Source organism: Streptomyces sp. NPDC036764, from assembly GCF_055609385.1.
The window spans coordinates 1,071,450-1,090,621 of sequence record NZ_JBVJPT010000001.1; the positions used below are offsets into that span (position 1 = coordinate 1,071,450).

Below are 19,172 nucleotides of genomic sequence, written 5' to 3' on the forward strand. Positions count from 1 at the left end.
CGTCGTGCGCCTACCGTGGCTCGCATGGGCGAAGCGGTGGAACTGGAGGCGGGCGGGCGGACCGTGCGCCTGTCCAACCCGGGCAAGATCTTCTTCCCGGAGCACGGCTACACCAAGCTGGACCTCGCCCGCTACTACATCGCCGTCGGCCCCGGCATCCTGCGCGCCCTGCGCAACCGCCCCACCACCCTGGAGCGCTACCCGGACGGCCTGAACGGCGAGTGGTTCTACCAGAAGCGGGCCCCCAAGAACATGCCCGACTGGATCCCCACGGCCCACATCACCTTCCCCAGCGGCCGCAGCGCCGACGAGATGTGCCCCACCGAAGAGGCGGCCGTCCTGTGGGCCGCCCAGTACGGCACCCTCACCTTCCACCCGTGGCCGGTCCGCCGCGACGACGTCGACCGCCCCGACGAACTGCGCATCGACCTCGACCCGCAACCCGGCACCGACTTCGACGACGCCGTACGCGCCGCCCACGAACTGCGCGCCGTCCTGGACGAGTTCGGCGGCCTGCGCGGCTGGCCCAAGACCTCCGGCGGCCGCGGCCTGCACGTCTTCGTGCCCATCGAGCCACGCTGGACCTTCACCCAGGTCCGGCGCGCCGCGATCGCCGTCGGACGCGAGCTGGAGCGCCGGATGCCCAAGCAGGTGACGATCAAGTGGTGGAAGGAGGAGCGCGGCGAGCGCATCTTCGTCGACTACAACCAGACGGCCCGCGACCGCACGATCGCCTCCGCCTACTCGGTGCGTCCCCGCCCGCACGCCCCGGTCTCCGCGCCCCTGAGCTGGGACGAGGTCGGCGTGGCCCACCCCCAGGACTTCGACATCACCACCATGCCGGCCCGCTTCGCCGAACTCGGGGACGTGCACGCCGACATGGACGACCAGCGCTTCTCCCTGGACGCCCTGCTCGAACTCGCCCGACGCGACGAACAGGACCACGGCCTGGGCGACCTGCCCTACCCGCCGGAGTACCCGAAGATGCCGGGGGAGCCCAAGCGGGTGCAGCCGAGCCGGGCCAAACGGAACCCGACAGAGCCGGGAAGCGCCTAGGCGTATGGATTGCCGCCTCAGCCTGCGTCGTCACCGGGGGCGGGATCCAGTTGGCCGGGAAACTCCAGGGCGATGTCAGGGCTTTCCCTGATCTCCTCCAGGACGTCCGCCGGCACGTCGCGCGGCCGGTTCGCCGAGGTACGCAGCGTCCGCACGTCTCCGTACACGCCCTCGACGCCCCGGATGAACCGGCGTCGCAGCCGCATCACGCGGTAGAACGGCGTCACCTGCTTGCCCAGCAGTTCCAATTCGAGCCCGGAGGAACGGGCACCGCGTACACCGGCCGCCAGGTCGGCCAGCGTGGCCGGAGCTTCGCCGAGGGCCGCACGCGCGTGCATCTCTATCAAGGCACCCTTCTGGCCCGCGACCAGCACGGTTCCCGATTTGGCCGTCACCAGATGGCTGACCACGTACCAGTCGAGCTGCCAGGTGCCCGCCCAGTAGCGTTCGATCAGTCCCCTGGCCAGGAGCGGCTGGTCCGCCAGGCGGTGCTCGGTCAACCCCCGATAAGCGACCAGCAGGGCGTTCTCGCGGGAGAACTCGACCAGGGCGCCCGCCTGGGCGTCGGCCAGCATGGCGAACGGGCCACCCGCCTGTCCCGCCGACTTGTAGGTCACGCTGACCCCGCCCCTGGTACGCCAGGTCAGCTCGTCCCGGCTGGTGGGAGCGACCTGAGAGGTCGCGATCCCGATCTCGTCGAGACTGGTGATCGGCACGAGCCCCTGACCCCTGGCCGTGCCGACATCGCCCAGCCGGTACCGGGCGGAGGGGTGCCAGGTCACCCAGTAGCCCTTGCCCCAGACGTCGGCCAGCGCACGGATGAACAAGCGGGAGGGATCGGCCATCAGTCGACTCCATAGTGCTGGAAGCAGTCGGTGTACACGCTGTCCGCGAACGGCGGGTCGAACGGAGGCAGATCGTCCGTGCCCAGGACGGCGACCGCCTCCGCACGACTGATCGAGGCGAGGCGCTGCCGTGCCATGGCCAGCGCGGCGGAGGGGGGCGGGTTCGAAGCGGCGGCGCTCGCGGTGTAGAAGGCGTTCATGAGCAGTGCCGCGGCCGCGTCGTGAGCCGGCCACAGGGAGGCGATGACGTTGCGGGCCCCGGCGATCAGGAACGCGCCCGGCAAGCTGGTGAACTCGCTGGCCGCGTGGTGCCGGGGCAGTCCGGAGTCACAGGCCGACAGCACCACGAGAGCACAGTGCGGCAGCAGCAGCCGGCCGGTGATCTGAGCGGCGGTGAACAGTTCGAGGCCTGCCCTGCGCTGTTCCTCGCGGGCCCCCAGCGGGTCCGGCAGGGACGACACGGCCACTTCGAGCCCGGAACGGTAGGCGCTGTCGGGGTCGAAGTGCCCGTGGCACGCGAAGTGGACACGGCCCGCGCCGGGCAGGGTGGCGAGCAGAGCCTCGGTCTCGGGAGGACACGGCTGGTAGCCCAGCGACTCAGGGATGTCCCGGGCCGTGTGACGAAGGGTTCGGGAGGGATCCGAAACCGAGATCCACGGCCGCCTGCCGTCGCGGCGCCGGGCCCGCAGCAGGGGCAGCGCACCTGAAGTCGGCAACACGCTCACGACGGAGCCCGGCAACAGGTCTGCCAAGCGCCAGTACGGCAGTTGGAACAGCTCGTTCTCCGGGCTGACGAACAGCCGCACCGGAGGCTTGGAACACACGTCTCCCACCGCCCCGGCGATTTCGGCGAACAGCCCTTCATCGAGCCGGCGCGCGCTCTCCTCGGCCAGGGCCCGGGTCTCCTGGAGATCGTCGGGATGCGCGTTCAGATACTCGCGACGCACCCGTTGGAGCCGCAGCAGAGTACGGCGTCGAGTCAGTGCACCCCACTTGAACAGCCGGGCCGTGGTTGCGCCGTCACTGCTGAGACATGTGATCGTCACGCCATCGGGCACTGCCAGAAGGTCGACCAGAACATCCCCCGGGGCGAGCACTCCCGCCAGTTGCTCGATGGGCACCGGATCGGCGTTCACGCGCAGTGAGCTGCCCGCCATGGCGGAGGCTCGCTCCAGTTCGGTCGCGGCGCGCTCGCGCTCGGCGATCGGCTCAGCCAGGCCTTTGAACTCGGCGGCAGCGAGCTGCAGTGCGGCCTCCGCGGCCCGCAGCCCGAGAACCGCGGACTTCAGCGCCGGATCCGCGTCGGCCTCCACGACCTCCCCGACGCGCAGTTCCTCGGTCATGGTGGCGGCACGCGCTCGTTGCCCCATCTCGAGCAACGAGCTTGTGCGCGAGGGGAGCTCTGCCGGATCGTCACTCTCGTCCACCGGTTCGCCCGACTGGTGGAGTACGGCGGTTACGAACACGTGCGCGTCGTATGCCGCGGACAGGGCCACGGCGACGCTCTGCCGAAGCTCGACGGTGACGGCCCCTGCTCGTAAGCGCTCGCCGAGCTCGATGGCCGGGGCCACCTCCGCCATGGCTTGATGGGCCTTGCCTTGATGGATCAGATTGCGCACCAGGTCAATGCGGTAACGCACAGAGCGCAGCATGTCCCCGCTGCGCTCGGCTGCCCGCACGGCCGTACGCAGGGCGACTTCGGCCTGTGCCGAGTTGCCGCAGAGGCCGTGGGCGATCCCCAGTGCATGGCGAGCGTCGGCCTCGTACACAGGTGAGTGGAGTCCCAGTGCCTCGGCGATGCATCCCCTCAGCAGAGGAACCGCCTCGGCGGCCCGCTCAGGTTGCCGGTTGATGATCACAGAAGCCCGCCGCCAGGCCCATCCCTTCTCGTACCGGTCGTCCACTCCGTCCGTGAACTCGCCCCGCCACTCGGCCGCCCAGTCGTGACGTCCGAGCCTCTCGGCCTCCGTCGCTGCCTGCTCGACCATCCGCGTGCTCCGCTCCCGCTCGCCGAGGAAATTCCAGGTGCGTCCCGATTCCTGCAACATCAGGGCGGCAAGATCGGAATCACCGGCCGCGAAGGCGAGTCCCCGGGCCTCTTCGAGTACCTCGAGGGTCTCCTCGAACAGACCTGCCTGCCGTGCGATCAAGGCGTGTTGATAGGCAAACGACACCAGGGAGTACACAGGGCCCCCGTCGTGAGCCCGCACTGTGCCGCGGATGCGGCGAGCCACCCGTACCGTGTCAAGAGCAGTCCTCGCATCACCGCTCTGTGCCGTGACATCAGCCTGGTCCATGAGCGCCATGCTGAGGTCCACGCGGCTGTCCAGCCGCTCCGCTTCGGCGACGACGGCAGGACAGTCGCGGCGGAACTCGTCGTGGCGGCCCAGCAGGGCAAGGGTTTGCAACCGGAGCCGACGAGCCGTTAGCCGGATCGGTTCATCGGCCTCGAGAAGGCTCAAGGCCCGCTCGAGGAAGTCGAACGCGGGGGCGGGAGCGTCCAGCGCGATGAGCCGCAGAGCTCCTTGCATCAGGATGTATCCGCGGGTCTCGGCGGGAAACAACGTCGCAGCCGTGACGCCGAGCTCGGTTGTGGTCTGGGCGTGCAGTGCGGTGGGGGCCGTACCGATCCTGTCCACGAGATCTGTGAGCTCCTGCCCCCGGGTCTCGAAAAAGGACCGGTCGTACCACTCCGGATCGCCCTTGAGTTGCTGCTCCGCATCGGGCAGTGACAACCGTCCCTCCAGCACGTCTGTCACCACCCGAGCCACCGTGCCGTCCTCACTCGTCATGGCTGAAGACCTTCTCGACGAGGGAGATGACGCGGGACCTGAACGGAGGGGGCAGAGGAGCGAACACCGAGGCACACGCGTCGTCGGGATCGTCGCCCAACAACTCGGCCAGCAGTCGCGTCGCGTGCATGCTCCAGGCGGTGACGGCGACGACGTGGTCATTGTCCAGGTCCAAGTTGCCCTCGGAGCAGGCATGGGCCGGCGTCAGGCAGGCCAGCCACATGAACAGTGAGCCGCTGTCCTGAGGTTTGAAGTAGTAGGGCAGATACGGCAACTGATCGCTGAGCCGGTCCACATAGGATCGGATCTCGGGGATCTCCCACACCTCGCGAGGATCGGAGTCCGGAACTTCGAAGGTGACCATGTACCTGCCGTGGCGCTTCCTGAGCTCGGCGATCCGCTCCGGCCCGAGCCCCTGTGCGCGGTGGGAGAACATGACGACGAAGGGGTAGATGTCGCCGCCCTCGACAAGATCGAGGGAAATGGAGAACCGCACCGGCTTCTCGGCCGGTGGACCCGGACTCTCTTCCGTAGGGACCCAGTCCGGCTGGCGGACAGTGATCCCAGCGGCATCGAACGCGGATTCCACAAACTCCGTCAACGTGTCGTCGCGGAACTCCAGGTCATAGAGCGCGGCGATGACGACGGCCAGTTGGGCGAAGCCGTGCCAGGTGCCTTTCCGTGCCTTGGCCTTGTCGACCAGATGGCGGCATGCCGAGGCCGTCTGCTCGGCGTCGGACGCGACCAGTTCTCTGAGCTCACGGCCGTCCATCTGCTGAGTGCCGTCCCCAACGGGCACGGCGAGAGCCTCGATCCGTCCGAAGAATCCGCCGAGAGGCTGCTCGTCGGCGCCCTGTTCCTCGGCGTTCAGCCCCGCGGAACGCCGCTCCCCCTCGGACATGTCCGACCCCCGTTCCGGACAAGGTGACGTTGGGCACGCCACCTTGCCGGAATTGTACGGTTGGTCATCAAAGATCGTGACTGTCTTTCCGGATGAACCCTGACACGATCCCTGCCCGTCCTCTTCTCACAACTCCTTGATCCGGATGTCCCGGTACGACACCACGTCCGTCGTGCCGTGCACCTGGAGTCCGACGTAGCCGGAGGCGAACCGCCGTCCGTCCGTGCCCGGGTCGTCCGAGCGGGGCGGGACGAAGTCCTGGCCGCCGGTGTTGTCGAACTCGTTGATCAGCACGCCGTTGCGGTAGACCGAGTAGTGCTGGTCGACCACCCGGATCTCGTAGTCGTTCCACGCGCCCTTCTGGGTGACGCCGGCACCGGCGAGCCCCACCCGGTCGAAGCCGTAGATCGAGCCCGTCTTGTACATGTCGCCGTCAGGACGGTCGAACACCTGCACCTCGTGCCCGTACTTGATGGCGGCCCACTCCGGCCGTGGCTCCTCGGGATGGTCGTGGACCCACGGGAAGCGGACGAAGACGCCGGAGTTGGCGTTGCCCGTGCCCGGTGCGTCGTCGCGCCACTGGAGCTTGAGCGAGAAGTCGCCGTACTTGCGCTCGGGGAACCACAGCATGCCCAGGCCGGCCTTCGTCGTCCCGGACGTGATCGAGCCGTCGCCGTTCGGCGCGAACGAGCCACCGCCCACCTGCTGCCACTTGGCGAACGACGCCGCGCTGCCGTCGAGGATCGTGCGGTAGCCCTCGGTCTGTCCGGGCTTGCCGATCCCGGACTGGCGGGCCGCCTTGCGGACGGCGTTGTACTCGCGCTGGTCGACGACGCCTTCCTTGAGGAGCTTGTCCAAGACCGTCGTCACGTGCTTGAGGAACAGCGCGTGGGACGTCCACTCCCTCTCGTCCTCGATCAGCTCGTTGATCCGGCACCGGCTGTTGGTGAGCCGGTTCGGGACGCCCGAGTCGACCGTGCCGACGATCACCGTCAACCGCTCGTCGAACTCCGGGCAGTTGGGGGCGGGGACCTGGCCGGACACCACGGTGAAGGTCACCGTGCGGGCGGCGGAGGTGTTGCCCGCCTTGTCGGTGGCACGGTAGGCGAGGGTGTGCGTGCCCGCGCGGTCGACGACCACCGGGGCGGTGTACGCCAGGTACGGCCCGCCGTCGATCGAGTACTCGATCCGGTCGACGCCCGAGCCGTGGTGCTCGTCGGTCGCCGTGACGGTCACCTTGGCGTTGCCGATGTACGCCCCGGACGAGTTCTTCGTGCCCTCGACGCTCACACCCGTCACCGGCGCGGTCGTATCCGGCTGGGGCGCCGCCACGACCGTGAACTGCACGCTCTTCTCGGCGGCGACGTTCCCCGCCTTGTCGGTGGCCCGGTAGCGCACGGTATGGGAGCCGACCTCGTGCACCATCACCGGACCGGTGTATGCCTGCCAGGCACCGGAACCGACCGCGTACTCGATGGTGTTGACGCCGGAACCGGTGTCGGAGGCCGAGACCGTGACCGTCGCCATGTCGATGTACGTGCCGTCGGGGTTCTGCTCGCCACCGACGGTCGCCGAGGTCTCCGGCGCCGTCGTGTCGTCGGTCGGCGGCGGGACCACCGTGAAGGTGACGCTCTTCTCCGCCGAGACGTTCCCCGCCTTGTCGAGCGCGCGGTAGCGGATCTTGTGGTCGCCGACCTGATCGACGACGACCGGGGTGGCGTACGGCGTCCAGGCGCCCGCGTCGCCGACCGCGTACTCGACACGGTCGACCCCGGAGCCGCCCTCGTTGTCGGTGGCGTGCAGTGCCACGCTCGCCGAACCGACGTACTGCCCCTGCGCGTTCTGTGTCCCGCTGACATGCGCCGACGCCTCGGGTGCCGTCGTGTCCTCGCCGGTGCCCTCGGTCACCACCAGGATGCCCTGCATCTGCCCGTGACCGGGGATCGTGCAGTAGAAGCGGTAGCGGCCGGGGGTGAGCGTGACCTCGGCGGTGTGGCGGCCGCCCTGGTCGTCGTTCGGGTTGGCGAGGATGTTGAGCTGGACGTCGTTGTTGAACTCGGGATCGGAGGTGTCGAACGTCAACGTGTGCGGCATCCCGGTGGTGTTGCCGGTCGCCTTGCTGTTCTCGAAGACGATCGTCGTCGCACCCGCCACGGCCGTCGTGGGGGCCGAGACGTACTTCGTGATGTCGTCGCCGGCCGTCCAGGTGAGGACCTGCGCGGCGGCCGCCTGAGGCTGCGGTTGCGGCTGTCCGGTCGCGGGCAGGGCTTGCAGCCCCAACACCACCAGCAGTGCGGCCAGCAGGGCCGCCCACATTCTTCGTTGCCGTGTCACTGCGCCCCCCTCGCGAGCTGGTCGGCGGCCGGTGTCGGCCCGCCGCCCGTGTAGGTGACCCGCCACAGCGCCGACCTGGCGTCCGAGGTGAAGAAGCCCCGGCCGTAGTCGAGCACGTACAGCGCGCCGTCCGGACCGAACTTCCAGTCCATGAGGTTCTTGATGCCGTCGTTGCCGATCGGCACGATCTTCTTCAGGGACTCCGAGTGGACCGGCAGACCGCCGTCCCCGTGCGTCTTCGGGTCCGTGATCACCGCGTTGCGCGGCTGGTCGGCGTCGTAGAAGTCACCGACGAACCACTTGCCGTCCCAGTAGGCCGGCCACTTGGTGCCGCTGGTGCTCGCCGCGTCGTACCGGTAGACCGGACCGTTCATCGCGGCCTGGCCGCCGCCCTTGAGCCACGGCAGACCGTAGGTGGCCTCCTCCTGCTTGTACGACGGCACGCCGTTCGCGTCGCGCGGGAAGTCCGGGGCGCCGCCCTGGGGCGAGTACCAGATGTTGTTGCCGGTGACCGGCGGGAGGTTGACGAGGCCGTCGTTGTTCGGCGACTCGTTCTTCGGGTGGTTGCAGTCGTACCAGCCCAGCGGCTTGCTCGGATCGGGCAGGTTGCGGTCCCGGTAGGGCTGCTTGTTGCCCATGCAGTACGGCCAGCCCCGGTTGCTCGCCTTGGTGATGACGGCGAACGTGTCGTACTTCGCCGGACCCCAGGTCGTCGACGGCGCGCCCGCGTCGGGGCCGACCCAGCCCGCGTACAGGATGTCCGTCTGCTTGTCGACGAAGATGCGCGCCGGGTTCCTGACGCCCATCACATAGATCTCGCCGCGCGTCTTCCCGCCGCCCTCCTCGGTCTCCTTGCCGGTGAAGAGGTTGCCCGCCGGCAGCGTGTACGTGCCGTCCGGCTCCGGGTGGATGCGCAGGATCTTGCCGTTGAGGTTGTTGGTGTTGCCGGCGGTGCGGCGCGCGTCGGCGAACGAGACGCCCTTGTAGTTGGGCTCGGGGTTGTTGCCCGAGTAACCCCCGCTGAAGCCGCTGGAGTTGTTGTCGCCGGTCGCGATGTACAGGTTGCCCTTGGAGTCCCAGGTCATCCCGCCACCCGAGTGGCAGCAACTGTGCACCTGCACCGGCCACTTGAGCAGCACCTTCTCACTGCCCAGGTCCAGCTTGTTGGTGGCCAGGTCGAGCGTGAAGCGGGAGACGCGCCGCTCCGCCATCCGCGTGTCGCGGTTGAGCTGCGAGTGCGGGGTGTAGTGCAGATACACCCAGCCGTTCTCCTCGAAGCGCGGGTCGAGCTCGATGCCGAGAAGGCCTTCCTCGACCTTGATCAGCTCGTCGCCGCCGCCCTTGTTGCCGAACACGGTCAACGCCCCGGCCAGGGTGACCTTCTTGGTCTTCGGGTCGTAGACGTGGATCTCGCCCTTGCCCTTGCCGATGTCCGGGTTGTTCCAGTCGGTGACCACCGGCTGGGAGGAGTCGGCGCCGCCCCGGCCGATGTACAGAACCCGGCCGTCGGGGGCCGTCACCAGGCCGTGCGGTTCGCCGATCTGGTCGTTCTGGCCGGCCTGGTTGGGCTGGGTGAGGCGCTCGGCCTTGTAGTTGCCGTTGATGGTGGCCTTGCAGTCGGCCTGGGACAGCCGGGTCGTCCACAGCAGGGCGCCGCGCAGATGCGTACGGAAGTCGGTCTCGTCGTACGACGACACCGTGCCGCCCATGCCCGTGTAGAAGGAGCGGCCGCCGTCGTAGTCACGGCACCAACTCACCGGGTGGTCCCAGCCGTTGGCACTCGACCCCGGCTGGTAGCTGGACTCCCGCACGCGGGCGACCGTGTGCACCGAACCCGACGGGTTCTTCGTCCAGTTCAGCCACTTGTCCGGCCGTTTCCACTGAACCGGCAGGTCCTTGGTGGCCGGATGCCGCCGGTCGCCGACCTCGACGACCGCGCGCTGCGCGTTCGTCGGGCCGCCGGCCGCCGGGCGGGCGCCGACGAGGCCGGTGAACCAGTCCGAGTACGGCTCGGCGCGGGCCGCGTCATGGACGCCGACGAAACCGCCGCCCGCCTCCATGTAGGCCTCCAGGCCTGCCTCCTGCTCCGGGTCGAGGACATCGCCGCCACCGGTCAGGAACACGATGGAATTGAACCGGCCCAGCCTGGTCTCATCGGTGAACACCGAGGCGTCGTTGGTGGCCTCGGTCTTGTAACGCTGGTCGGCCGGGCCCGACAGGCCGATCTTCTCGATCGCCTCGATGCCGGCGTTCACCAGCGGCGACTCCTCGCCGGAGGCGGCGGACCCGTAGAAGATGAGCACCCGTACGTTGGCGCCGCCCGGAGGCGACTTGATGGACATCGTTGTCAGGGGTGGTTCCGGGGCAGGGCGTGCGTCCGCCGCCGGGGCTGCCATCAGCCCGGCGGCGACAATCCCTGCCGTCACGGCAGCCACCCAGGTCTGTCTTCTCGTGCTCAACCCTCGTAAGTGCATGGGCACCTCCACGGTCACAGCAACAGCGACAAGGAAGCTAGACCCCTTTGAGCGACAGGCCAATACCTATGACCTGACTGAGACGAACTTTGTCCTGAGTGTGGATAAACGAGGGAGTGGCCGGTACCGTCTCACCGGTTCATCCCCGTAATTTCCGTACCGCCGTGGGGAGTTCGGCATGGACAGACGCAGCTTCAACAGACGTGTACTGCTGGGCGGCGCCACCGTCGCGACATCGTTGTCGCTGGGATCGGTACCCGAGGCCGTCGGCGCTGACGCACCACCGCGTACCGCCCCGGCCGGAGGTGAGGTCCGACACCTGAAGCTGTACGCCGAGAAGCTCGCCGACGGGCAGATGGGCTACGGCCTGGAGAAGGGCAAGGCGACCATCCCCGGTCCGCTGATCGAGCTCAACGAGGGCGACACCCTGCACGTCGAGTTCGAGAACACCATGGACGTGCCGGTGAGTCTGCACGTCCACGGCCTCGACTACGAGATCACCAGCGACGGCACGAAGCTGAACAAGAGCGACGTCGAGCCCGGCGGCACCCGCACCTACACCTGGCGCACCCATGCCCCCGGCCGCCGCAAGGACGGCACCTGGCGGGCGGGCAGCGCCGGTTACTGGCACTACCACGACCATGTCGTCGGCACCGAGCACGGCACCGGCGGCATCCGCAAGGGCCTGTACGGGCCGGTGATCGTGCGGCGCAAGGGCGACATCCTCCCCGACGCGACCCACACGATCGTCTTCAACGACATGCTCATCAACAACAAACCCGCGCACAGCGGCCCCGACTTCGAGGCCACGGTGGGCGATCGGGTCGAGATCGTGATGATCACGCACGGCGAGTACTACCACACCTTCCACATGCACGGGCACCGCTGGGCGGACAACCGCACGGGCATGCTCACCGGCCCCGACGACCCCAGCCAGGTCATCGACAACAAGATCGTCGGCCCCGCGGACTCGTTCGGCTTCCAGGTGATCGCCGGTGAGGGGGTCGGAGCCGGTGCGTGGATGTATCACTGCCATGTGCAGAGCCACTCCGACATGGGCATGGTGGGGCTGTTCCTGGTGAAGAAGACGGACGGCACGATTCCCGGCTACGACCCGCACGAACACGGTCACGAGCCGGCCTCGGCGTCCGCGCACGAGCACGAGCACGAGCACTGACGGATCATGGACGGGTGACTCTTGTTCTGACACGCAGTGACCTGGAAGCGGTGCTGGCACCCGGGACCTGTCTGGAGGTGCTGCGCGACGGCTTCCGCCGGGCGCGGGACGCCACGGTCGCGGGGCAGCGGGTGCGCACCGATCTGCCGTTCCCCGGCACGGCCACCGCGCTCATCCCCGGCGTCCTGCCGGGCATCGAGGCGTACACGGTGAAGGTCAACGCCAAGTTCCCCGGCGCCCGGCCCGCCCTGCGCGGGGTGATCTGCCTGCACAGCGGCAGGGACGGGGAACTGCTGGCGCTGCTGGACTCGGCCACGGTGACGGCGTGGCGCACCGGGCTGGCGGCGGCGCTGGGGACGCACGCGCTGGCCGGTCCCGGCGACGTCCTCGGTGTGGTCGGCGCGGGCGCCCAGGCCGAGCTGACGCTGCGTGGGCTGGCGGAGCTACGGCCCTGGCGTGCCCTCGTCGTCCATGACACGGATGCCGGGCGGGCCGAGGAGTTCGCCGCACGGCACGCCGGCCGGACGGCGGCCTCGGCACAGGAGGTCGCGGCGGACGCCGACACCGTACTGCTGGCGACCTGGGCCCGGGAGCCGCTGCTGCGGCTGTCGGACACGCGGGACGGCCAGCACTTCACGAGCCTGGGCGCGGACGAGCCCGGCAAGCAGGAGCTCGCCGCCGACCTGCTGCGTGCCGCGCTGCTCGTCGTGGACGACCGTGAACTCGCCGCGAGCACGGGCGCCTTGGCGGCAGCCGGCCTGCCTGCCACCGCCGCCGACGCCGAGCTCGGGGACCTCCTTCGGGGCGACCACCCGGGGCGGGTGAGCGCCGCAAGCCGCAGCGTCTACGCGCCGGTCGGGCTGCCCTGGCAGGACCTGGCGCTCGCGTGGACGGCGTTCCGGGCCGCGGAGCGGGAGGGCGTGGGACGGCAGGTCGACCTGCTGGCCTGAACGCCACTCGTCCCAAGCTCCCTCGCCCCCTTGCTCAGGAGATGTCGAGCACCGTCCACTCCAGGCCGGGCTCCTCCTGGACGTAGATCCGCGGACCGCGGCAGACCAGACGGCGGCGGCCGACAGGGCTGCCGTCCGGACGGAGCAGTCTGCCCGCGGCGGCCGTATCGACGGTCCGCTCGGTGATACGGCAGTCCACCAGCCGGTCGTGGTCGGTGCCGTATCCCCCGAAGAACACGAGCCGGTCGGCGTGCACGGCCATCCCCTTCGCGCCCCGGACGCAGGACTCACGCACCCGCATCGCTGCGTCGCTCCGGATCTCCAGAACCGGGAAGAGATGGTACGGGCACGCCCAGGCGGTCCGGCCGTGCACGTTGAGGGCGTAGCAGTCGGAGATCTCCCCGGCTCCCGGACCGCCGCGGTAGGTCCACAGAGGTTCACCCGACGAACTCCAGCGACGCAGGCCGGGCCGACTCAACGCATCGTCGCCGTAGATGCCTTCGTCGAAGTAGCCCACCCACAGATCGCCCGCCTCGTCGGCAAGGAGATGCTCGATCGCGTCCCCGACCCGGAACGTCGCCGTGCAGCGTCCCAGCGCGTCGAAGACCTGCACCTGCTCCTCGTGCGGGCGGGCGCGGGGGGCCGCGATCACGAAGCCACCGTCCGGGAGGGCCTGCAGCCGTGGGGAACGCGCCGACACGGCACTGAGGTGCGTCTCTTGGGGATATCCGTCCGCGACGGTGACCACCACCGCCTCGTACGGGTCGCGCGCTCCGCCGGGGTCCTGCCCGGTGAGCAGCCAGTGCGCGCGGCCGTAGGCGTCGACCGTGCTGTGCGCGATGTGCGCGATGTGCCGGTCGTGGTGGCGGCGGGGGAGCCGGGCGTACGGCACGAGCCGGGGCTCGGGGTGCTTGCCGGGGCGCCTACTCGGCATGAGCCTTTCTCATCGTCATGGCGCCGATCCTCACCGGCACCGGGCTCGGGGGCAAGGCGTTTTCGCCCGGGCGAGAGCGCTCTCACGTGCGGCTCACGGCGGGGCTATCCTGATCGGCATCCGTCGACGAGGAGCAACGCAGTGACCGACACCGCCCCGCGCCCCACCCTGGAGGCAGTCGCCGCGCGGGCCGGGGTCTCGCGGGCCACCGTGTCACGCGTCGTCAATGGCGGGGACGGAGTCAGGGAGCCGCTCGTCGAGCGGGTCCGCAAGGCCGTGGACGAGCTGGGCTACGTGCCGAACCAGGCCGCCCGCAGCCTGGTGACCCGGCGCCACGACGCCATCGCGGTCATCGTCGCCGAACCCGAGACCCGCGTCTTCGCCGACCCCTTCTTCGCCCTGCAACTGCGCGGCATCAGCAAGGAGTTGACGGCCCACGACAACCAGCTCGTGCTGCTGCTCACGGAAGGGCGGGACGACCACGCTCGCGTCGGCCGCTATCTCGCCGGCGGGCATGTCGACGGGGCGCTCGTCTTCTCCCTGCACCTCGACGACCCCCTGCCCGAACTGATCCAGCGCGCCGCAGTGCCCACCGTCTTCGGCGGACGGCCCGGCTGGAGCGGGGACCGAGGCGGTGTCGTGTACGTCGACGTGGACAACCGCGGCGGCGCCCGCGACGCCGTACGGCATCTCGCCGGCCTGGGCCGCACCCGGATCGCGCACATCACCGGCGCCCTCGACCAGACCTCGGCGGTGGACCGGCTCGACGGGTACCGGGACGTCATGGTCGACGCCGATCCACGGCTGATCGTCGAGAGCGACTTCACACCGGCCGGCGGGGAACGGGCGATGCGCGAACTGCTGGCGCGATGCCCGGACCTGGACGCCGTGTTCGCCGCCAACGACCTCACCGCCGCCGGGGCGCTGCGGGTGCTGCGGGAGGCCGGGCGGCGGGTGCCGGACGATGTCGCCGTGGTCGGCTTCGACGACATGCTGCCGGTGACCGAGCAGACCGAGCCGCCGCTCACGACGATCCGTCAGGACATCGAGGAGATGGGCCGGCTGATGGCCCGGCTGCTGCTGCGCGGCCTGGAGCGCAACGCCGCCGACCAGGGCATCGCGGCCACGCCGTCCAGCGTGGTGCTGCCGACCACGCTGATCCGGCGGGCGTCCGCGTAGGCCCGAAGCCCGGCGGCGCTCGTCAGCTCCGTGCGGGCGCGCTCTTGATCACCGCGAAGCGGGCGCCGTAGGGGTCGGTGAGCTTGGCGATACGGCCCACGTCCGGCAGATCCGTGGCGGGCATGCGGACCGTGCCGCCCAGCTCCTGGGCCCTCGCGAGTGTCGCGTCCGTGTCGGCGACCTCGAAGTACGGCAGCCAGTAGGCAGGGCCCTGCGCCTCCGCCGGGTCGTCCGCCTTGTCGACGACACCGCCGAACATGGCGTCCTCACCCTGACCGGCCGGGCTGAACGTCGTGTACGTGCCGCCGTAGAAGTCGAGGGCGAAGGTCTCCAAGCCGAGCGTCGCGTTGTAGAACCCCGCCGCGGCCGGCACGTCCGTCGTGTACAGCTCCAGCCAGCACAGCGAACCGGGCTCCTGGACGACGTCGAGGCCCTTGTTGGTGCCGGGCTGCCACAGGCCGAAAGACACGCCCGACTTGTCGGCGAGGATGGCCATGCGGCCCATATCCATCACGTCCAGGGGCTGCATCAGCACCGAGCCGTGCGCCTGCTCGGCCGCCTTCGCCGTGGCGTCCGTGTCCGGCGTCTGGAAGTACACCGTCCAGGACGGCGGACCCTGCTCCTCGGTGGTCTGCATACCGCCGGCCACCGTCTTCCCGTCGAGCTGGAAGAGGCCGTAACCGCCGGTCTCGGGCCCGCCCGGCTGGAACCGCCAGCCGAACAGACCGCCGTAGAAGTAACCGGCGCCACCGATGTCGGGTGTGCCGACGTCGATCCAGTTCGGCGCGCCGGTGACGAAACGGGTGGTGAGCATCATCGCCCTCCTCGGAAGGGTCCCGCTGTCTGCACTGCCGAGTCTTGCACCGCCCACTGACAATCGCTGCCGGAACGCCGCCGTCTGCCGGGACCTCCGATTCCGGTCACTGTCAGTGACGGTCGAGCTTCTCGTTGTTTTCTTCCGGCTCCGCGCGCCGCCGTGCGCCGCGGCGAAACGAAGGGGACCATCGGGTCGGCCGGGGGCCCTGCGACGCGGCGTTGATCCCGCGTTGATCGAACGTTTTTCGCCGACCGGCACGATCCTGCGCATGCACACCGACACGATCACGATGATCACCTCGCCCGACCTGGCCTGGCAGGAGGAGGCGTTGTGCGCACAGACCGGGGCGGACTTCTTCTTCCCCGAACCAGGAAGCTCCGTCCGGGAGGCGAAGCGGATCTGCGGCATGTGCCCGATCCGCTCCGCCTGCCTGGAGTACGCCCTCGACAACGACGAGCGCTTCGGCGTCTGGGGCGGCCTGTCGGAGAAGGAGCGCCTGGAGATCAGGCGCACGTCACGCTGACCGGCAGGCGCCAGGTCCGTCGCGGCGAGCCGCCTCCGCCGAACAGGTCGACGAGCGGGCGCAGATCGCCGCATGACCTCGTAGAACCGCCCCTCATGGGTCCGCGCGACGGTGTGCACCCCCTGCGTGCACCGCTGCATCGCGGCGCGTAAATCGGTGCGGAGCGCCGCACGCCGGCGGTTAGGATCCGGGAGCGCACCCGGGGTAGCGCAGAGGCAGGCGCACTCGCCTTGCCCAGGCGAAAGACATCGGTTCGAATCCGATCCCCGGGCTGCGTCCGTGGGCCCTGTAGAGCAGAGGCAGACTCGCCGCCCTCTCAAGGCGGATACGCCGGTTCGAATCCGGCCGGGGCCCCACACCGGCACGGAGTGCGGGACACAGGGCACGGGCGGGGATTCGGGGCGGGAATGACGGGCGACGCGAGCGGCACCGGTATCGGCTCCGGCATCAGCACGGGCTCCGGCATCGGCTCGGACTCCGGCATCGGCTCGGGCTCCGGCATCGGCTCGGGCTCCGGCATCGGCTCGGGCTCCGGCATCGGCTCGGGCTCCGGCATCGGCTCGGGCTCCGGCATCGGCTCGGACTCCGGCATCGGCTCGGACTCCGGCATCACTCAGGAGGAGCTCGCCGCCTTTCACCGTACGGTCGGACGGCTGCGCGCGCTGCCCGCGGACGACCCGGTACGGCTGCGGGCCGAGCAGGTCGCCGCGTCCTTCGCCCGGGACGGACGGCTGCGCCGGCGCAAGGTGCGGGACGCACAGGCGTCGGCGGCCGACGCGGCGGTGATGGCCGCGACCTCGACGGGCGCTGTGGACAGGCGCGAGGACGCGCCGCTCCCTGTGCCTGCCTCTGTCCAGGAGGCGCCGGGCGACGCGGGCGTTTATCGCAGGCCGCGAGGTTGCTACGTCTGCAAGTCGTCCTATCGACAGGTCGACTCCTTCTATCACCGGCTGTGCCCGCGGTGCGCCGCCGACAACAGGTCCCGGCGCGCCCTGAGCACCGACCTGAGCGGGCGCAGGGCACTGGTCACCGGCGGCCGGGTGAAGATCGGGTTCCAACTGGCCCTGATGATGCTGCGGGACGGCGCCGAGCTGCTGGTGACCAGCCGCTTCCCGCACGACACCGTGCGCCGATTCCGGGAGGCGCCCGGCAGCGAGAAGTGGCTGGACCGGCTCACCGTCGTCGCCGTCGACCTGCGCGACCCGCGCCAGGTCCTGGGGCTCTGCGAGGAGTTGCGACGCGAAGGCGAGCCGCTGGACATCCTCGTCAACAACGCCGCGCAGACGGTACGGCGGCCCGTGGAGTCCTACGCCCTGCTGGCCGCCGGGGAGTACGACGCGCTGCCCGAGGGCGCTCGGCGGGCGCCCGGGTTCACGCCGACGCGGATGCTGGAGAGCGGTGCCGCCTCCCTGCCCGTCGCCCTGCGCGAGGCCGACGAGGCCGGGCTGCTGCCCGACCCGTCCCCGGAGAACTCCTGGTCGGCGCGGCTCGGCGAACTCGACCCCGCCGAGGTGCTGGAGACCCAGCTCGTCAACGCCCTCGCGCCCGCGCTGCTGTGCGACCGGCTGCTGCCGCTGCTGCTGGCCTCGCCGCACCCACGGCGCTACGTCGTCAACGTGACCGCGGTGGAGGGGCGTTTCGCCGTCCGCAACAAGATGGCGGGGCATCCGCACACCAACATGGCCAAGGCCGCCCTCAACATGCTCACCCGCACCAGCGCCGCCGAACTCGCCGAGCAGGGCGTGCACATGTGCGCCGTCGACACCGGCTGGATCACCGACGAGAACCCCGCGCCGAAGAAGGCACGCATGGCCGGGGCCGGCTTCCGTACGCCGCTGGACATCGTGGACGGGGCGGCGCGGGTGTACGACCCGATCGTGCGGGGCGAGGTGGGGGAGCCGGTGTCCGGGGTATTCCTGAAGGACTACCGGGAGGCGGCGTGGTGAGCGACGAGGCCGGACGGTCGGTGCAGGCAGAGGGACCGGCGGTCGAGGCGGCGGCGCCGGCCGCCTTCGCCGGGGTGCCGTCCGTCGTGCCGCGCCCGACCGTGGAACTCGGACCGCTGCTGGACTGGCTGCGCGCCGGGCGCCCCGCCGGGCAGCGGCTGGACTTCGCCGCGGGTACGGCGCTGCCCGACGGGCGGCTCGACCTGTGCAAGCAGGGGCTGGGCGCCGAGGGCGCCGCGCTCGTCGCGGACGCGCTGGCCGTGGGGCCGTCTCCGGTACGGCATCTGCTGCTCGGCACCGACGGGCTGGGCGACGAAGGCGCCGCCGCGGTGGCCGCAGCCGCCACGGACGTGGAGACGCTGTACCTCGGCTGCAACGGGATCACCGCGGGCGGGGCCTGCCGGATCGCCGACCGGCTGCGGGCGTCGCCGCAGGCGCTGACCGGTGTCTGGCTCAAGCGGAATCCGCTGGGCAGCAGGGGAGGGCGGGCCGCCGCCGAACTCATCGAGTCGGTACGGTCGTTGCGCACGCTCGACCTCGTGCAGACCGGGCTCGACGCGGGCGCCGTCACCGCTTTGGCCGACGCGGTGCTGGCCGCCGACGGGAACGGTCGGCGGATCGAGCGGCTCTTCGTCGGCGGGAATCCGCTGGGGGAGGCCGGAGCGCGGGCACTGGCCGCGGTGGTCGAGGCGGGCGCGGTCGATGAGCTGTACGTGTCCGCTGCGAAGCTGGGGGACGCTGGGGCGCTGCGCCTCGCCGACGCTCTGGAGCGGGCACCGTACGGGCGGCTCACCCGGTTGTCCCTCGCCAGCAACGGCATCGGGCCGCGGGCGGCGGCCCGACTGGTGACGGCGGCGACCGCTTCCGGCGTCACCCTGCTGGACCTCGGGCGGGTGCGGGCGGCCGCGGTGCTCGGGGCGGCGGACAACCGGGTCGACCTTGCCGCTGCCGAGGCGATGGCGCAGGTGCTGGCGAGGCGGGAGCATCGGCTGTCCCATCTGGTGCTGGTCCACACCGGTATGCGCAGCCGGGAGGCCCACCGGTTGCTCGACACCGCGCCGAATGCCGCTACGGCCACCCGGTTCGTGCTGGGGCAGGGGATTGCCGCGAGTATCAAGCGGCGGCTGGAGGTGCTGAGCGCGCGTGTTCCTCCGCCGGCGGTTCCGGCCGACGTGGCCGCCGTGCGCAGCGTGCACCGGACGGCTCCGCCGTCGCCGGGTGGCTGACGAGGGTTCCTCGAACGC

General features: G+C 70.3%; 14 protein-coding genes and 2 tRNA genes. 9 read left to right on the plus strand and 7 right to left on the minus strand.

Annotated elements, in window-relative coordinates:
• The first annotated feature begins 24 nt into the window (after positions 1-24).
• Positions 25-1,056: a non-homologous end-joining DNA ligase gene (gene ligD, locus ACZ69Q_RS04585; RefSeq protein ID WP_471036247.1), complete on the plus strand. Its 1,032-nt coding sequence runs from the start codon at positions 25-27 to the stop codon at positions 1,054-1,056.
• A 17-nt stretch (positions 1,057-1,073) separates the two neighbouring features.
• Here ligD and ACZ69Q_RS04590 read toward each other — a convergent pair whose 3' ends face one another.
• The 5 genes from ACZ69Q_RS04590 to ACZ69Q_RS04610 form a co-directional block, all read right to left on the minus strand.
• A complete protein-coding gene (locus tag ACZ69Q_RS04590) occupies positions 1,074-1,901 on the minus strand; it encodes a hypothetical protein (RefSeq protein WP_471036251.1) in 828 nt (275 codons plus the stop codon).
• Entirely contained in the window at positions 1,901-4,693 is a 2,793-nt protein-coding gene (locus tag ACZ69Q_RS04595) for a CHAT domain-containing protein (RefSeq protein ID WP_471036255.1), read from the minus strand. Before ACZ69Q_RS04595 ends, ACZ69Q_RS04590 begins: the two co-directional genes overlap by 1 nt.
• Positions 4,683-5,594, minus strand: a complete 912-nt coding sequence (locus ACZ69Q_RS04600; RefSeq protein WP_471036258.1) for a chlororespiratory reduction 6 domain-containing protein — start codon at positions 5,592-5,594, stop codon at positions 4,683-4,685. Before ACZ69Q_RS04600 ends, ACZ69Q_RS04595 begins: the two co-directional genes overlap by 11 nt.
• 126 nt (positions 5,595-5,720) lie before the next feature.
• Positions 5,721-7,910, minus strand: coding sequence for an OmpL47-type beta-barrel domain-containing protein (locus tag ACZ69Q_RS04605; protein ID WP_471040063.1), 2,190 nt, complete (start codon positions 7,908-7,910; stop codon positions 5,721-5,723).
• Positions 7,911-7,924: 14 nt separating this feature from the next.
• On the minus strand, positions 7,925-10,402 hold the full coding sequence (locus ACZ69Q_RS04610) for a ThuA domain-containing protein (RefSeq protein ID WP_471036260.1): 2,478 nt from the start codon (positions 10,400-10,402) through the stop codon (positions 7,925-7,927).
• Positions 10,403-10,580: 178 nt separating this feature from the next.
• Between ACZ69Q_RS04610 and ACZ69Q_RS04615 the strand changes: the two genes are divergently transcribed.
• The gene (locus tag ACZ69Q_RS04615) at positions 10,581-11,579 is read left to right on the plus strand and encodes a multicopper oxidase domain-containing protein (RefSeq protein ID WP_471036264.1); all 999 of its coding nucleotides are present in this window, start codon (positions 10,581-10,583) and stop codon (positions 11,577-11,579) included.
• Between the two features lie 14 nt (positions 11,580-11,593).
• Entirely contained in the window at positions 11,594-12,529 is a 936-nt protein-coding gene (locus tag ACZ69Q_RS04620) for an ornithine cyclodeaminase family protein (protein ID WP_471036267.1), read from the plus strand.
• Between the two features lie 34 nt (positions 12,530-12,563).
• On the opposite strand, the gene ACZ69Q_RS04625 is transcribed toward ACZ69Q_RS04620, so the two are convergent.
• Positions 12,564-13,463 carry a hypothetical protein gene (locus ACZ69Q_RS04625; protein WP_471036270.1) on the minus strand — a complete coding sequence of 300 codons (900 nt, stop codon included), beginning with the start codon at positions 13,461-13,463 and terminating at the stop codon, positions 12,564-12,566.
• Between the two features lie 141 nt (positions 13,464-13,604).
• Here ACZ69Q_RS04625 and ACZ69Q_RS04630 point away from each other — a divergent pair, with 141 nt between their 5' ends.
• Positions 13,605-14,642, plus strand: coding sequence for a LacI family DNA-binding transcriptional regulator (locus tag ACZ69Q_RS04630; protein ID WP_471036273.1), 1,038 nt, complete (start codon positions 13,605-13,607; stop codon positions 14,640-14,642).
• A 22-nt stretch (positions 14,643-14,664) separates the two neighbouring features.
• Here the strand turns inward: ACZ69Q_RS04630 and ACZ69Q_RS04635 are convergent, their stop codons facing one another.
• Complete coding sequence (locus ACZ69Q_RS04635; RefSeq protein ID WP_471040066.1) at positions 14,665-15,456, minus strand: VOC family protein; 792 nt, start codon at positions 15,454-15,456, stop codon at positions 14,665-14,667.
• A gap of 271 nt (positions 15,457-15,727) precedes the next feature.
• Between ACZ69Q_RS04635 and ACZ69Q_RS04640 the strand changes: the two genes are divergently transcribed.
• The 5 genes from ACZ69Q_RS04640 to ACZ69Q_RS04660 all read left to right on the plus strand — a co-directional run bounded on the left by ACZ69Q_RS04640 (position 15,728) and on the right by ACZ69Q_RS04660 (position 19,154).
• A complete protein-coding gene (locus tag ACZ69Q_RS04640) occupies positions 15,728-15,982 on the plus strand; it encodes a WhiB family transcriptional regulator (RefSeq protein ID WP_471036276.1) in 255 nt (84 codons plus the stop codon).
• A gap of 198 nt (positions 15,983-16,180) precedes the next feature.
• Positions 16,181-16,254, plus strand: a tRNA-Gly gene (locus ACZ69Q_RS04645).
• 10 nt (positions 16,255-16,264) lie between these two features.
• Positions 16,265-16,336: transfer RNA gene (locus tag ACZ69Q_RS04650), tRNA-Glu, on the plus strand.
• 236 nt (positions 16,337-16,572) lie between these two features.
• Positions 16,573-17,928: an SDR family NAD(P)-dependent oxidoreductase gene (locus ACZ69Q_RS04655; RefSeq protein ID WP_471040068.1), complete on the plus strand. Its 1,356-nt coding sequence runs from the start codon at positions 16,573-16,575 to the stop codon at positions 17,926-17,928.
• Positions 17,922-19,154 (plus strand): leucine-rich repeat domain-containing protein, encoded by a 1,233-nt coding sequence (locus ACZ69Q_RS04660; protein WP_471036279.1) that lies wholly within the window; start codon positions 17,922-17,924, stop codon positions 19,152-19,154. The genes ACZ69Q_RS04655 and ACZ69Q_RS04660 overlap by 7 nt, the downstream gene beginning before the upstream one ends.
• The last annotated feature ends 18 nt before the right edge of the window (positions 19,155-19,172 follow it).